The 13868-nt window shown below is 65.9% G+C and carries 16 protein-coding genes; 7 read left to right on the forward strand and 9 right to left on the reverse strand.

What is annotated here, in order from left to right:
• Window positions 1-53: 53 nt before the first annotated feature.
• Both DV709_RS03100 and DV709_RS03105 read right to left on the reverse strand, forming a co-directional pair.
• Window positions 54-254 (reverse strand): DUF1328 domain-containing protein, encoded by a 201-nt coding sequence (locus DV709_RS03100; protein WP_117591663.1) that lies wholly within the window; start codon window positions 252-254, stop codon window positions 54-56.
• 302 nt (window positions 255-556) lie between these two features.
• A complete protein-coding gene (locus DV709_RS03105) occupies window positions 557-841 on the reverse strand; it encodes a DUF7545 family protein (protein WP_117591665.1) in 285 nt (94 codons plus the stop codon).
• Window positions 842-1240: 399 nt separating this feature from the next.
• Between DV709_RS03105 and DV709_RS03110 the strand changes: the two genes are divergently transcribed.
• Complete coding sequence (locus DV709_RS03110) at window positions 1241-1948, forward strand: hypothetical protein (protein WP_137048926.1); 708 nt, start codon at window positions 1241-1243, stop codon at window positions 1946-1948.
• Between the two features lie 136 nt (window positions 1949-2084).
• Here DV709_RS03110 and DV709_RS03115 read toward each other — a convergent pair whose 3' ends face one another.
• Window positions 2085-3152 (reverse strand): NAD(P)/FAD-dependent oxidoreductase, encoded by a 1068-nt coding sequence (locus tag DV709_RS03115; protein WP_117591669.1) that lies wholly within the window; start codon window positions 3150-3152, stop codon window positions 2085-2087.
• A gap of 128 nt (window positions 3153-3280) precedes the next feature.
• On the opposite strand from DV709_RS03115, the gene DV709_RS03120 reads away from it, so the two are divergent.
• Complete coding sequence (locus DV709_RS03120; RefSeq protein WP_117591671.1) at window positions 3281-3565, forward strand: DUF357 domain-containing protein; 285 nt, start codon at window positions 3281-3283, stop codon at window positions 3563-3565.
• Between the two features lie 185 nt (window positions 3566-3750).
• Window positions 3751-4044, forward strand: a complete 294-nt coding sequence (locus DV709_RS03125) for a winged helix-turn-helix domain-containing protein (RefSeq protein WP_117591673.1) — start codon at window positions 3751-3753, stop codon at window positions 4042-4044.
• A 21-nt stretch (window positions 4045-4065) separates the two neighbouring features.
• Here DV709_RS03125 and DV709_RS03130 read toward each other — a convergent pair whose 3' ends face one another.
• Window positions 4066-4497, reverse strand: a complete 432-nt coding sequence (locus tag DV709_RS03130; RefSeq protein ID WP_117591676.1) for an adenylyltransferase/cytidyltransferase family protein — start codon at window positions 4495-4497, stop codon at window positions 4066-4068.
• Between the two features lie 19 nt (window positions 4498-4516).
• Window positions 4517-5008: a Mov34/MPN/PAD-1 family protein gene (locus tag DV709_RS03135; protein ID WP_117591678.1), complete on the reverse strand. Its 492-nt coding sequence runs from the start codon at window positions 5006-5008 to the stop codon at window positions 4517-4519.
• Between the two features lie 118 nt (window positions 5009-5126).
• On the opposite strand from DV709_RS03135, the gene DV709_RS03140 reads away from it, so the two are divergent.
• On the forward strand, window positions 5127-7025 hold the full coding sequence (locus tag DV709_RS03140) for a DHH family phosphoesterase (RefSeq protein WP_117591680.1): 1899 nt from the start codon (window positions 5127-5129) through the stop codon (window positions 7023-7025).
• 8 nt (window positions 7026-7033) lie between these two features.
• Here DV709_RS03140 and DV709_RS03145 read toward each other — a convergent pair whose 3' ends face one another.
• Window positions 7034-8728: a phospholipase D-like domain-containing protein gene (locus tag DV709_RS03145; protein ID WP_117591682.1), complete on the reverse strand. Its 1695-nt coding sequence runs from the start codon at window positions 8726-8728 to the stop codon at window positions 7034-7036.
• A gap of 77 nt (window positions 8729-8805) precedes the next feature.
• On the opposite strand from DV709_RS03145, the gene DV709_RS03150 reads away from it, so the two are divergent.
• Window positions 8806-9054, forward strand: coding sequence for a hypothetical protein (locus DV709_RS03150; RefSeq protein WP_117591684.1), 249 nt, complete (start codon window positions 8806-8808; stop codon window positions 9052-9054).
• Window positions 9055-9080: 26 nt separating this feature from the next.
• On the opposite strand, the gene DV709_RS03155 is transcribed toward DV709_RS03150, so the two are convergent.
• On the reverse strand, window positions 9081-10403 hold the full coding sequence (locus DV709_RS03155; RefSeq protein ID WP_117591686.1) for a HEAT repeat domain-containing protein: 1323 nt from the start codon (window positions 10401-10403) through the stop codon (window positions 9081-9083).
• 536 nt (window positions 10404-10939) lie between these two features.
• Here DV709_RS03155 and dpsA point away from each other — a divergent pair.
• A complete protein-coding gene (gene dpsA / locus DV709_RS03160) occupies window positions 10940-11485 on the forward strand; it encodes a DNA starvation/stationary phase protection protein DpsA (protein WP_117591689.1) in 546 nt (181 codons plus the stop codon).
• Window positions 11486-11657: 172 nt separating this feature from the next.
• On the opposite strand, the gene DV709_RS17955 is transcribed toward dpsA, so the two are convergent.
• Together DV709_RS17955 and DV709_RS03165 are read right to left on the reverse strand one after the other, a co-directional pair.
• A complete protein-coding gene (locus DV709_RS17955) occupies window positions 11658-11819 on the reverse strand; it encodes a hypothetical protein (RefSeq protein ID WP_168191254.1) in 162 nt (53 codons plus the stop codon).
• Between the two features lie 166 nt (window positions 11820-11985).
• A complete protein-coding gene (locus DV709_RS03165) occupies window positions 11986-12666 on the reverse strand; it encodes a DUF7504 family protein (RefSeq protein WP_117591691.1) in 681 nt (226 codons plus the stop codon).
• Between the two features lie 98 nt (window positions 12667-12764).
• Here DV709_RS03165 and DV709_RS03170 point away from each other — a divergent pair, with 98 nt between their 5' ends.
• Window positions 12765-13841: an NADH:flavin oxidoreductase/NADH oxidase gene (locus tag DV709_RS03170; RefSeq protein ID WP_117591692.1), complete on the forward strand. Its 1077-nt coding sequence runs from the start codon at window positions 12765-12767 to the stop codon at window positions 13839-13841.
• The last annotated feature ends 27 nt before the right edge of the window (window positions 13842-13868 follow it).

The raw sequence follows: 13868 nt of genomic DNA on the forward strand, positions 1-13868 counted from the left end.
TCGGGCAGTGCTGTCGCTCCGAGGACGGCGACGTAAAAAATGGGTACGAGTCGCTACAGTAAGAACGACAGGATCGCCAGGACGATGAACACGAGGATCAGGATGCGGGCGATCTCCATCGTGACGCCCGCGATGCCCCGCGCACCGACCACGTAGGCGACGATGGCGAGAATGATGAACAGCACCGCGAGTTCCAAGAACCCGCCGGACTGCAAGGGAACTGCCGCCGTCGCGTTTGCGAGTTCGGCTAGCATCCTCGCCACCCCGCGTACCGTCCGCCGCTCGTCGTTGTATAGCTCATCGCACCCAAAGATGCGACTGCGATAGGATTAGTTATAGTTCGTACTTCCGCGAACATTTCGGTCACAAGACACTTCGCCGAGCGCGAACGGTGAGAGACGGTGAACGTCGACTCAGTCGGCCGGTTTTCCGGGTTAAGTCGAGTCGAAAACTGGTATTACCGCGCCTACTCGCCCGAAACGACGGTCGGTTGCGACCGTTCGAGACGGCCGCTCGCGTTCCGCCGGCGTCGGTCCGTCGACGACGCGGGAGTCGCTCAGTGCGAGTGGCCCGTCGCCTCGGCGAGCGTCATGCCGAAGCGTTCCTCGAACAGTTCTTCGCCTTTCTCGTTTATCTCCACGAGGTCCTGCGGCGTCTCGCCCTCCGAGTGGTGGACGATGGCGTGCGCGCGCTGGACGAACGACAGAAGCAGGATGTCGCCGACGACCTCGGTCGGTTGCTCGCCCTGTTCGGAGAGTACGTCGACGAGACCGGCGGGCAGTTCGACGGCGTCTGTGTCGCCGTCGGGTCCTTCGATGGTGTACGTCTCGGTTTCGACCATAGGGGGAGTGGGCGATACGTACTAAAGGGTCTGTGGGTATCGATGCGGGTGACGCCGGTCGGAGACGGGTTCCCGCCGTTTCTCCAAGAGACTCTAGACCGTCGTGTGAACCGCTCCTGGTTGGACGGACCGTTCCTGTATTCGTGACATTCGCGCATGAATAGTGTGAACAAATCTCTATATCGACGTACAACGTACACGATTGTTGGTGAAGAAATGTCGTCCGACAGATCGACCGAGAGAGGGATAGCTACGTTACCAGTGTTCGGCGAACGATTACCGGGACGGGAGTACGGATGGCCGCGTCGGGCGGTCCTCAAGGCGATAGGTACCGGGGCCCTCGCGACGATGGCCAGCGGTACCGCCGCGGCTACCGGAGCAAACGGAAACGGGCGGTCTATGGGAAGGTTCGGCCTCGGCGAGATGGGGACACTCGGCGGCGGCCGCGTTGCGACGTTCGCACTTCCTGACCGGCACGGGCGGACGGGTGCGCTCGGGGTGTTTATCACCGCTGACACGCTCGAAACGCTCCCCGAGGAACCGCAGATGCTCCACCTGCACTTCCCGCGGACTCCCGGGACGAACTTCACGTACTTGGGTCTCGACTGGACGCCGATGGGCCACCAGCCCGTGGAGATTTACGGTCTCCCCCACTTCGACATCCACTTCTACCTCATGGAGGAGGACGACGTCGAAGCCATCGGACCCGGTGTCGCGGAGTACACGATTCCGGACGCTCAGATGCCGCCGGGCTACGTAACCGCCGACGCACTCGGCGCACCGCGCGAGATCGTCCCCGGTATGGGCGAACACCTCGTCAGCCCGATGGCGCGGGAGTTCCAGGGAGAGCGGTTCACTCACACACTTGTCTGGGGCGCGTACAACCCCGACGGCGGCGACGAAGGTGAACTCACGTTCGTCGAGCCGATGGTCACGACCGAGTATCTGGAGGGTAAACCCAGAGATGTCCGCGCGCCCATCAGCACCCCCGAGGAGTTCGCCGCGTCGGGGTACTATCCAACCGAGTACGCGATTCGCTACCTCGACACCGTCGACGCGTATCTCGTCACCCTCGAATCGTTCGAGTGGTTCCCCGGTGTCGAGTGAGAGAACAGACCGAAGGGTCGAACGACGGGCGACGGTGAATCGCCGTCTGCTCGTCGTCGGCGACCGCTCGTCTCGCCTTACCGTGTCTCGACAGTATCGAGCGAGAGCTGTCCGTCCGAACGACCTCGAACGCGACTCAGTCGTCGGACTCTGCGGCCGCCGCCTCGGTCGTCTCGGCCCCGCCGCGTTCGAGGCCTTCGAGGTAGTCGTCGGCGTCGATGGCGGCCTTACAGCCCATCCCGCCGGCGGTGATGGCCTGCTGGTAGTGGAAGTCGACGACGTCGCCCGCGCCGAAGATGCCGGGGACGTCCGTCTCGGTCTGACCGCCCTCGAAGCCGCCTTTCGTCTTGAGGTAGCCCTCGGGGTCCATCTGCACGCCCGTGTTTTCGAGGTACTCGGTGTTCGGCGTGTGACCGATGGCGTAGAACACCGCGCCCGCCTCGAACTCGAACTCGTCGGTTTCGGGGTCGTCGAGGCGGTCGGTCGGGTGGCCCTCGGGGTGTCGAACCATCGTCACGGTGTCGACGCCCGCCTCGGGCGACCCGTGCAGTTCCGTCACCTCGGTGTTGAGCACGAGTTCGATGTCGCCGTCTTCGACCTGCTCCATCACGCGGTCGATCCAGTAGTCCTCCGCGCGGAACTCCTCGCGGCGGTGGACGAGGTACACCGTCGACGCGAACTTCGTGAGAAAGGACGCCTCCTCCATCGCGGCGTCGCCGCCGCCGACGACGACGATCTTCTCGTCGCGGAAGAACGCGCCGTCGCAGGTCGCACAGGTCGAGAGCCCGTAGCCCATCAGTTCGTCCTCGCCGGGGATGCCGAGCGTCCGGGCGCTCGCACCGGAGGCGGCGATGAGCGCGTCGGCCGTGTACACGTCGCCGTTGGTGAGTTCGACGCGGAACGGCCGCTGGGAGTCGTCGACGTCGGCGACGACGCCGTTCTTGATTTCGCTGCCGAAGCGCTTCGCCTGCGACTTCATGTTGTTGACGAGCTCGGGGCCGCTGATACCCTCGGGGAAGCCCGGGAAGTTGTCGACTTCCGTCGTGAGCGTCAGTTGGCCGCCGGGTTCGGACCCCTCCAACACCAGCGGGTCGTTGTTCGACCGGGCCGCGTAGATGGCGGCCGTGAGGCCGGCGATACCCGTCCCGGCGACGATGAGCCGCCGGTGTTCGACGAATCCGTCTTCTTCGGAGATGTCTGTCATTGGGGTGTCTTGGCCGCGGGTTTGTATTTAATTTGTGCTGTTCGACGCGGGCGGCGCAAGTCGGTCCGGAGACGAGCCGGTCGATGCGACAGGGGAACGCTTAGGCGACGACGCGCGCATCCATCGGTATGGCTGCGGACCTCAAAGAGAAGACGACGCGCTACGAGCGGATGCTGGCCGACGCCCTCGACGAGGCCGAGGCGCTCCCGCCCGAGGGAACGCCGCTGTCGGCGATGGCCGACGACTGCCGGGAGATGGCCGAGTCGTACCTCGACGACGGCCGCCACTTCCGCGAGGCCGACGACTGGGTGAACGCGCTCGCCTCGTTCTCGTACGGATACGGCTGGCTCGACGCCGGCGTCCGGATGGGGCTGTTCTCGATACCCGACGAGACCGAACTGTTCACCACGTGAGTTGGCGCGTCACCGCGTCGACGACGTGAGTCGGTGCGTCACCACGTCGACGACGGGAGTCGGTGAGTCACCGCGTCGACGACGGGAGTCGACGGCGGAGACGCTCGCGGGAGAGTGCGAGCAACTCGCACAGCCTGTATGTTCCGGCGATGTGTTTAGGTCGGTCGGTGAACTCTCATTCGGTGATGGAGTCCGTCCTCTGGTACGTGCTGACGAGCACGCGCGGCGGCGACAACCGACTTCGGCTCCTCGTCGCTGCCGACGACGAACCCCGCAACGCCAACCAGTTCGCCGCCGACCTCCACCTCGACTACAAGACCGTGCGCCACCACCTCGACGTGCTCGTCGAAAACGATATCCTCGAACCGGTCAGCGAAGGGTACGGGGCGCGGTACCGACCGACCGACAAGGTCCGTCACCACTGGGAGACCGTCGAAAAGATACTCGAAGAGGCCGACGGCGACCGGTACCCCGTCTGAGCGAGTCGAGAGAACCCGGTGTCAGCAACCGCGCCGTGCGAGGATTCGTTCGATGATGTCGCCCGTCGAGAGCAGTTCGTCGGGATACTTCGGCTCTCTCGCGGACGCGCGTTCGACGGCGCAGTCGATACCGCGGGCGGTCAGCGCCGACTCGATGGCCGCCTCGTCGTGGTGTTGGTCGTAGCCGAGGACGATGAGGTCCGGTTGAATCTCCTCGATGGGGACGAAGATATCCTCGCGGTGGCCGAGATGCGCCTCGTCGACGACGCCGAGCGCGGCGACCAAGTCGCGGCGCTGACGGTCCGAGAGAACCGGTTTCTCCTTGTGGGTGACGTTGTCGCCTCGGGCGACGATGACGTGGAGTTCGTCGCCCATCGAGGCGGCCTCGGTGAGATAGTGAACGTGCCCCGGGTGGAGCAGGTCGAACGTGCCCTGTGCGATTACCGTCGTCATGCGTCGAAAGCCTCGTCTATCATGAGTCCTCGGAGAGTTCCCGGTCGATGTCTTCCTGTGTGAAGTCGAAAAACGCCTCGTCGTCCGGCAGCTCGACGTCGAGCACGTCGAGTTTCCGACGCTTGCCCTCCCGGTCGAACGCGCGCCAGTCGTTCCGCCCGTACGGTGCGCCGATGATGATGTGAGCGTCGCCGCTGCCGAACGTCGCGAGGTCGGCGTCGCTCGGGCGGAGCACGCCGTTGGGGTGTGAGTGAACCGACCCGACGGCGTGTCTGTCGTTGGGGACCATACTCGTCTTGACCGTCGCGCTCACCGGGTTCGACTCCGTCCCCGGAATCACCAGCACGTCGGTGATGACGGTGCCGTCGCGGTCCAGCCCGAGGTCGCGGGCGTCCTCGCCCCGAAGGAACCCCATGTACTCGTTCGGGTGTGTCTCTTCGGAGGCTTCGAGGGCGAATTCGAGCGTCTCGGCGGCGATCCCGAGAATCTCACTCGACCGGAAGAGCCGCATAGCAGACAGTGCTACCCGTCGCCTTCTAAGGGTTCCGGAAGGGTCGCCGTCCGGGTCGAGAGCGGTCCCGTCGGGACAGGATGTAAAGCTTAAGGCGGGACCCCCACGTAGCACGCCCATGACCGATGACACCGCCGGAGATTCCGGCGCAGGGTCCGATTCGAGACCCGTCGTCTACGATCTCGCTCCCGATTGCACCGTCGCGGACGTGGAAGCGGGCGCACGCTACCACGCCGTCGTCAACGGCGTCGTCGACTACGGCGTCTTCGTCGACATCTCCGACAGCGTCTCCGGACTCGTCCACGAGTCGAACCTCGACGCCGAGTACGACGTCGGTGACAGCCTCGTCGTCGAACTCGTCGAGATAAAGGAGAACGGCGACATCGCCTTCGAGGAGGCCGACGTCGACGACTACCGAACGGAGACCGTCGACCACGAGCCCGACATCACGTCCATCGCCTCGCTCTCGACGGGTACCGACGCGACCATCGAAGGCCGAATCGCGCAGATAAAACAGACCGGCGGCCCGACCATCTTCCACGTCACCGACGACACGGGAATCGTCTCCTGCGCCGCCTTCGACGAGGCCGGCGTCCGCGCGTACCCCGACGTCGAACTCGACGACCTCGTGCGCATCGACGGCCGCGTCGAGACCCACGACGGGACGATGCAGGTCGAGGTCTCCTCGCTCGCCGCGCTCGACGGCGAACGCGCCGAGACCGTCGGCGACCGCCTCGACGACGCGATGGCCGAGCGAGCGGAACCGCACACCGTCGAGCCGCTCGTCGAGTGGCCCGCGTTCGAGAAACTCCGCGACGACCTCCGCGACGTGGCCCGCCTGCTGCGCCGGACCGTGCTGGAGGGCCGCCCGATTCGCGTCCGCCATCACGCCGACGGCGACGGCATGTGCGCGTCGATTCCGGTGCAGTTCGCGCTGGAGAACTTCATCGCCGAGGTTCACGAGAACCCCGACGCTCCCCTCCACCTGTTCAAACGCCTGCCGAGCAAAGCGCCGTTCTACGAGATGGAGGACGTGACGCGCGACCTCAACTTCGCGCTCGAAGGCCAGGCCCGCCACGGCCAGATGCTCCCTCTCCTGTTGATGCTCGACAACGGCAGCACCGAGGAGGACGTTCCCGCCTACCAGAACCTCGCGCACTACGACATGCCCATCGCCGTCGTCGACCACCACCACCCCGACCCGGAGGCGGTCGAACCGCTGCTCGACGCCCACGTCAACCCCTACCTGTACGACGAGGACTACCGCATCACCACCGGGATGATGTGCGTCGAACTAGCTCGGATGATCGACCCCGACATCACCGACGAACTCCGCCACGTTCCCGCCGTCGCCGGACTCGCTGACCGCTCGAAGGCCGAGGTGATGGACGAGTTCGTCGAGCTCGCCGAAGAGCAGGGCTACGACCGCGAGGACCTCGGTGACATCGGCGAGGCGCTCGACTACGCGGCCCACTGGCTGCGCTACAGCGAGGGCAAAGCGCTTGTCAACGACGTGCTCAACGTCGGCTGCGACGACGACGAGCGCCACCGCGAACTCGTCGAGTTCCTCTCGGCGCGCGCCGAGCGCGACGTCGACGTCCAACTCGACGCCGTCGAGGACCACGTCGAACACGAGCGCCTGAAGAGCGACGTCCACCTCTATACGGTCGACCTCGACAACTTCGCGCACCGCTTCACCTACCCCGCACCCGGCAAGACGACGGGTGAACTCCACGACCGCAAGGTTCGAGAGACGGGCGAGCCCGTCATCACCATCGGCTACGGGCCGGACTTCGCCGTGCTCCGTTCCGACGGCGTCCGCCTCGACATCCCGCAGATGGTCGCCGAGCTCAACGACGAGGTGAAAGGCGGCGGCGTCTCCGGCGGCGGTCACCTCGTCGTCGGCTCCATCAAGTTCGTCAAGGGCATGCGCGAGGAAGTCATCGACAGCCTCGTCGAGAAGATGGCCGAAGCCGACATCGACGACGAACTGTCGAGCACCGCCGCGCTGGACTGAGGAGACCGCTACTCGAACTCGATTTCTCTCGCCCCCACGACCACGGCCAGCGCCGCCGCGGCGACGACTGCGACGCCGACGCCGACGGGGAACGGTCGGCTCTCGCCGTCGCCGCTGACCCGCCAGTCCGCCGCGAACACCTCCGCGTAGTACCCCGCCGCCTCCTCGCCGTCGAGGGCGACGACGACCTCTCGGTTCTCCCGCGCGGAGTGGTTGTTCCAGTTGAGACTCCCGACGAGCGCCGTCTCGCCGTCGACGACGACGCCTTTCGCGTGCACCTTCCCGTACCGTCCCCGCGGGTCGGCGAGACGAACCGAGAGCGGCGCGTCGCTGCTGTCGGCCCACTCGTTCAGTCGGTCGGCGACAACGCGGTTTTCCTCCTCGACGTACCACGCGCCGGAGAGGAGGAGACGGACTCTGACGCCGCGCTCGGCGGCCCGCGTCGTCGCCCGGACGAACGGCTGACGAGGACCGCCGACCGACGGTTGGAGCACGTCGATGGACTCCTCGGCCTCGGCGAGTTCGGCGACGACGGCATCTTCGGCGTTCCCGGGGGCGGTGAACAGACGCACGCGTTCGGCACGGACGGAACGGGGGTCGAACTCGCTCGCGTACGAGTCGCTCGCGGGCTCGGGGGCGACGAACGTCGCGCTGCGGCGGTACTCGGACCACCGTTTCGCGTCGCGCCAGCCGGCGTCCGTCTCGAACACCGCTGCGAGTTCGTCGGCCGTCTCGGCGTCGTCGACGCGGACGCCCCACCCGCGGCTGTCGCGGCCGCCTGTGCCGCCGGGTTTCCAGTTTTCGGTGAGCACGAGCGCCGAGTCGTCGACGACGGCGTACTTGGCGTGGTGGTAGCTGTAGCGGGCGCGTTCGCCGTCGACGACGCGCACGTCGATACCTTCGGCCGCGAGGCCGTCGAGCAGGCGGGCCTGACGCTTCGAGACGCCGCCGACCGGCCCGCCCTCCACGAGGACGCGAACGTCGACGCCGCGGTCGTTCGCTCGGCGAAGCGCCGCCGCTGCGCGTTCGGAGGTGAACGTGTAGCCCGCGAGCAGGAGCCTGTCGTCGGCGTCGCGCAGCGTTTCGAGGGGCACCCGCGGAGCGTCGGGGAGGACGAACGTCGTCGCGTCGGCCGCCCCAGTCTCGGGGACCGACCGAGGTTCGAAGCCGCGCGGTCGCCAGTGGGGGTCCGCGTCGCGAAGCCACCGCTCGCCGCTCGGCGCGCTGTCGTAGCCGACCACGTCGACGACGTGGCCGTCGCGGCTGAGGACGAGACGCTCGCCACCGTTCGACAGTAAGAGCGCACTTTCGACGACCGGCGCGTCGGTCAGATTCCGCGCGGCTTCCGGGTCGGACGTGAGCGCGACGCGGCGCGACGAAGGGACCGCGACGGTCGACTCCCCGTCGGAGAGCGTCCAGTTCTCTCCGCCCGCGGTTTCGACGACGACGAACTCGCCGACGTCGCCGTCGCGGACGGGGTTCGGGTAGAGTTCGACGATGCGGCCGGAGGGGTCGCTCGACGGCGCGGAGCCGTTCGTCACCGTAGAACCATTCGGCGTCGTAAGACCGTTCGGCGCCACAGAGCCGTTCGTCGCCGTAGACCCGTTCGTCGGAGCGTCGGGCGTCGACGCGGCGAGGGCTGGCGACGCCACTCCCGCACAGACGGCGAGCAGACAGCAGACGGCCGCGAGGCGACGGGACACGACACGGGGTGGTCCCGTCCCCGGGGATAAACGTTCGCTTCGGTGTTTTTTTGACTTCGACAGACGGTGAGACTGTCATGGTCACGGTGAATCTCGTAACCGGTCTCGAACTGGCAGGCTACGCCCTCGGCGCGCTCGGCGGCGCGCTCGTCTTCATGGAGTTCTTCCAGGAACCGACGTACGTCGAGTACGACCCCGATTTCAACGGCTACACCGTCGACATCTCGCCGCAGGAGGTCCGCGAACACACGTGGCTCGGCCGAGTCGGCGGCTTCTCTATCGCACTCGGCTTCGCGCTGCTGTTCCTCTCGACGTTCCTCGCGTAAAAACTGAGATTAGAGATCAGGTCTCCTTACGCCGTCGGTGTCGTCGTGTCGAGCGACTGCTTCGCCTGGTCGACTTCGTGTTGGACGATGAACGAGTCGTCGTCGGTGTGCTCGGCGACGGTTTTCAGCGCCTTCTCGGTGCCAATCTGGCGGAGCGCCCACGCGGCGCTCGCGCGGACGTTCGGGCTCGCGTCGTCTTCGAGCGTGTCGGTCAGCGGGTCGACGGCGCGGGTGTCGCCGATGAGGCCGAGCGCGCGCGCGGCGTGCGGCCGGACGTGGTCGTTGTCCATGACGAGTTTGTCGGCCAGCGGTTGCGTCGCCTCCTCGCTGCCGATCTCGCCGAGCGCTTTGAACGTCACCTTCTGCAGTGCGGGGTCCTTGTCGGTGTCGACGTAGTCGACGAGCGTCTCGACGGCGTCGAGCGCGCCCGACCCCATCTTGCCGAGCGCCCTGATGCTCGGCTTGTCGCGCTTCTGTGCGCGCTGGTGCATCGCGTCGAACGCGCGGGCGTCGTTCATCCGCGTGATGGCTTCGAGACAGTGTTCCTCCATGAAGTCCGACTGGAGACTGTCGAGCGCGAGCAGCACCATCTCGACGTTACCGCGCTTCTCGTGCTCCTTCAGTGCGCTCCACTCCGGCGGGTAGTCCTTGTAGTGGCCGAGTACGTCGTAGAACCCCTCGGCTTCGAGCTGTTCGCGCGTCTCCAGGTCGTCCCACTCCTGGGCGTCTTCGAGGTCCGATTGGAGCGTCTCGGTGGCTTCGAGAAGCGACGCGATGGTCTCTTCGTCCTCGTCGGGGTCGAGCGACGCCGACTCGACCGTCTTCGCGACGGCGTCGAGCGCCGAGACGAGGTCGCTCTCGTCGCCGGTGGAGACGGCCGCGTCGACGACGGCGTCGCTTTCGTCGTCCTCCTCGAAGATTTCGGCGACCGTGTCGAGGAACGACTCGACGGCGTCGGCGACTTCGGCCTCACCGCGGTCGGTCCACCGCGTATCCTCGATTTTCGTCTTCGACTCTTCGACGTTCTCGACGACCTCCTCGGCGTACGGTCCGCGCTGGGATTCGAGGTCGTCTCGCAGGTCCGAGAGCCGCGACTCGAGCTCCTCTCGCGGGCTCTCCTCGTCCTCGTCGTCCGGCTCGGGCAGCTCGGCTGCTTCGAGGTCGGCGGCGATGATGTCGAGCGTCTCTTCGGCCTCGTCGAGGTCAGCCTCCGTCTCCGCCGCGTCGAGTTTCTCCTCGGCGGTGTCGAGGCGCTCGTCGAGGCTCTCGGGCGTAATCTCGGAGGATGCGTCGGTGGCCGACTCCTCGTCGGGCGCCTCGGTGGGCGTCTCGTCGTCCCCGTCAGTCATATGCTGAGTCTCCGCACGTGCGTCAAAAGAGCGTTTCCCTTTGGACCCCCGCGACGGAGAGGAAACTGCGGCCACGACCCTACCCGCGCGAGACCATGACGAACCCGCGCCGTTCGTGGCCGCCGTGTGCCGGCCTGCCGTACTGTGTTAACGACCAGCATGTTACTAGTACACACCCAACTATATGCATCTATCGCGGCGTATCAACGCGACTGACCCACCGTTTCTTCTGACTGAGTTGAGGTACCGGACCGAATCGCTGCGTCGAGGCGAACGGGCGTTAGTCGACGAACTCGGCCCGAGGATACCGACCGAGCAGTGGATACTCGTCGGTGCTTTCGACGGATGATTTGACCACGGACACGAACCGCGACCCGACGTTCCCCTCGCCGGTTACGAGTACTGTCTACCCGGGCGAAGCTTCCGCACAACACGAACGGACTAACGACACATAGGGAAAGTATTTTTTGGAAAACCAAAAAATGATTTTTGTAGACTCAACTTTTAAGTGGGTGGCGTCCGTACGAAGGAGTGCTATGAGTACCCAGAAAACCGTCCGTCAGCCCGCCGACGAGGTCGAGGAGACGGCGCTCCGCATCGAGAAGGACAAAGCCGAGCAGATAATCGACGCGCTGAACACCGACCTCGCCAACGCGTACGTTCTCTACCACCAACTGAAGAAGCACCACTGGAACGTCGAGGGCGCGGAGTTCCTCGAACTCCACCGCTTCCTCGAGGAGGCGTACGAACACGTCGAAGAAGGTGCGGACCTCATCGCCGAACGCGCGCAGGCGCTCGGGGGCGTCCCCGTCGCCGGTCCGTCGAACCAGGAGGAGCGCGCCACCGTCGAGTTCGAGGGCGAGGACGTGTACGACGTCCGTACCTCGCTGGAAAACGACCTCGAGATGTACGGCGACATCATCGAGGACATGCGCGAGCACATCCAGCTCGCCGGCAACCTCGGCGACCCGGCGACCGAGGAGATACTCCGGACCATTCTGGTCGAAGTCGAAGAGGACGCCCACCACATCGAGCACTACCTCGAAGACGACACGCTCGTGCTCGAAGAAGCGACGCACTGAGACGAGGGCTCGTCGGCCGACCGGACGATTCTTTTCTTTTTCGACGCCGCAGCGACCGCCATCTCGCTCGCACGAGCGGCGGAAACGCGAATCTGACGGATCCGCGCGGTGTTCGAGGCGTAGCGAATAGAGACGAAGCGCGGCGTGACTTCGCCGGGAGGGTTCGAAGAAACTACCGTTCGAGAGCGACCGTGAAGTCGGTCGCTATCCAGCCGTCGTTGTTTCCGTCTTCGGTGAATACGGTTCGGTTCTGTGAGGTTTGACACGCCGAAACGGAGAACTCGGGTTCCGCTGGGCGGGCGGAGTCGTCGTCGCGGGCGTCGGAGACTGCCATGGTCGTGTTAGGTGAGCCTAAAGCAAAGTATGTTTTGGTTGCCCTAAACTGCGTCAACTCGTGAACGTGACCGAACGGGCGGCGTCGTTCGGCGTCGTTCGGCGTCGTTCGGCGTCGTTCGGCGTCGTTCGGCGTCGTTCGGCAGTCGACCGCGACGCGAGCGGGCTCAGATAGCCAGCCACTCGGTCGAGAGCGCTCGGTCGGGGAAGCGCCACCGGTGTTCCGGCGTCTCGTCGCAGAGCCGAAGCTCGATGACGGCGTCGAACGAGTCCGCGAGTTCGTCGACGAGCGGGTCGTCGCAGGGAACCGAGAGGTGGTAGTGCGCCATCCCGGCGACGGAACCGACTCGACCTCCGACGACGCTGACGAAGCGGCGCACCGACTGGACGCCGCAGTCGTCGACGAGCGGCGACAGCGAGTCGAAACAGAGGCGGAGTTCGCCGGCGTCGAGTCCGTCCGACGCCTCGAACGCCGCGATGGCGTCGCCGATAGCCCACGACAGCGACCCGAGGTCGTCGGCTTCGACGTACTCTCTGGACACCGGGCCACCGAGATTCGACCCCGAGAGTCCCTCGGAGGCGGCCGCACCGCGGACCACCGCAGACTGCGAGACGACGCGGAGCGAGTCGGGGTCCCGAGACCCGTTTCCGAGCCGTTCGTGGGTGTAGACGCCGTCGGTGAAGACGAACAGTCGTTTGCGCGACTCGGTCACCGCGTCGCCGAGAAGTCGGCGGGTGAGAGCCTGCCGAGCGTCGAGTGCTGCGGACCCGACTACGAGGATGTTACACCCCCGGCGCTTCAACTCCGAGAGCGTCTGAGTGACGGATTTTTGCCCGGGGGCGTTCATTATTCGAAAAGAGACGACCGTGTGTACAATAAATATTGTGGGTGCCGACCGAGCGGCGAGTCGGTACTCGTTTTGTCGATGCCGCCGTAGCATCGTCGATGACGGATTCACTGTTCAGTTCCCTGACCCTCCGCGGAACGGAGATCCCGAACCGCGTGATGGTTTCGCCGATGTGTCAGTACTCCTCGCCCGACGGCGTCGCCACCGACTGGCATCGAGTCCACCTCGGGAGTCGAGCGGTCGGCGGGGCCGGTATCGTGATGACCGAAGCGACGGCCGTCTCGCCCGAGGGACGCATCTCGCCGGACGACCTCGGTATCTGGACGCAGGAACAGGCGGACGCGCTCGCGCCCATCGCGTCGTTCATCCGTTCGCAGGGGAGTCACCCCGCGATTCAGTTAGCCCACGCCGGGCGGAAGGCGAGCACCCATCGTCCGTGGGACGGCGGCGGTCCCGTCTCGCCCGACGAGCGCGGCTGGGAAGTGTACGGGCCGACCGACGAACCCTGGCCGCGCGAGGAGTCGTATCCGAAGACGCACGCGCTTGACGCCGACGACATCGAGGTCGTCGTCGACCGATTCGCCGAAGCCGCCAAGCGCGCGCACCTCGCCGGCTTCGAGATAGCCGAGGTCCACGCCGCCCACGGCTACCTCCTCCACGAGTTCCTCTCGCCGGTCACCAACACGCGCGAGGACGACTACGGGGGCAGTTTCGAGAACCGCACGCGGCTCGTCCGCGAGGTCACCTCGGCGGTCCGGACCGTCTGGCCCGACGACAAACCGGTGTTCGTTCGAATCTCGGCGACCGACTGGTTGCCGGACCGCGAGTCGTGGGACCTCGAACAGTCGGTTCGCCTCGCGCCGCTGCTCCGGGAGGCGGGTGCGGACCTCGTCGACGTGAGTTCAGGCGGTATCCACCCCGACCAGCAGATCACGAACACGGGTGCGGGCTATCAGGTCCGGTTCGCCGAGTCCATCCGCGAGGAGACCGAGATGCCCGTCGGCGCGGTGGGGAAGATAACCGAGGCCGAGCAGGCCGACCAACTGATTCGAAACGAGCGCGCCGACCTCGCTATCGTCGGTCGAGAGCACCTCCGCGACCCGTACTTCACGCTGCACGCAGCCGAAAAACTCGGCGTCGACGTCGACTGGCCCGTGCAGTACCGGCGCGCCTAGTCGCGGAACGGAGCGGACACCTGCCGA

Source organism: Haloprofundus halophilus, assembly GCF_003439925.1.
Classification (GTDB): Archaea; Halobacteriota; Halobacteria; order Halobacteriales; family Haloferacaceae; genus Haloprofundus; species Haloprofundus halophilus.

Excerpts from the sequence above, each read along its gene's own strand:
- DV709_RS17955 (WP_168191254.1), bottom strand. The coding sequence starts at position 11,819 with ATGGCAGTCTCCGACGCCCGCGACGACGACTCCGCCCGCCCAGCGGAA.
- dpsA (WP_117591689.1), top strand. The coding sequence starts at position 10,940 with ATGAGTACCCAGAAAACCGTCCGTCAGCCCGCCGACGAGGTCGAGGAG.
- DV709_RS03100 (WP_117591663.1), bottom strand. The coding sequence starts at position 254 with ATGCTAGCCGAACTCGCAAACGCGACGGCGGCAGTTCCCTTGCAGTCC.
- DV709_RS03135 (WP_117591678.1), bottom strand. The coding sequence starts at position 5,008 with ATGCGGCTCTTCCGGTCGAGTGAGATTCTCGGGATCGCCGCCGAGACG.
- DV709_RS03155 (WP_117591686.1), bottom strand. The coding sequence starts at position 10,403 with ATGACTGACGGGGACGACGAGACGCCCACCGAGGCGCCCGACGAGGAG.
- DV709_RS03120 (WP_117591671.1), top strand. The coding sequence starts at position 3,281 with ATGGCTGCGGACCTCAAAGAGAAGACGACGCGCTACGAGCGGATGCTG.
- DV709_RS03105 (WP_117591665.1), bottom strand. The coding sequence starts at position 841 with ATGGTCGAAACCGAGACGTACACCATCGAAGGACCCGACGGCGACACA.
- DV709_RS03170 (WP_117591692.1), top strand. The coding sequence starts at position 12,765 with ATGACGGATTCACTGTTCAGTTCCCTGACCCTCCGCGGAACGGAGATC.
- DV709_RS03110 (WP_137048926.1), top strand. The coding sequence starts at position 1,241 with ATGGGAAGGTTCGGCCTCGGCGAGATGGGGACACTCGGCGGCGGCCGC.
- DV709_RS03125 (WP_117591673.1), top strand. The coding sequence starts at position 3,751 with ATGGAGTCCGTCCTCTGGTACGTGCTGACGAGCACGCGCGGCGGCGAC.
- DV709_RS03130 (WP_117591676.1), bottom strand. The coding sequence starts at position 4,497 with ATGACGACGGTAATCGCACAGGGCACGTTCGACCTGCTCCACCCGGGG.
- DV709_RS03165 (WP_117591691.1), bottom strand. The coding sequence starts at position 12,666 with ATGAACGCCCCCGGGCAAAAATCCGTCACTCAGACGCTCTCGGAGTTG.
- DV709_RS03150 (WP_117591684.1), top strand. The coding sequence starts at position 8,806 with ATGGTCACGGTGAATCTCGTAACCGGTCTCGAACTGGCAGGCTACGCC.
- DV709_RS03115 (WP_117591669.1), bottom strand. The coding sequence starts at position 3,152 with ATGACAGACATCTCCGAAGAAGACGGATTCGTCGAACACCGGCGGCTC.
- DV709_RS03140 (WP_117591680.1), top strand. The coding sequence starts at position 5,127 with ATGACCGATGACACCGCCGGAGATTCCGGCGCAGGGTCCGATTCGAGA.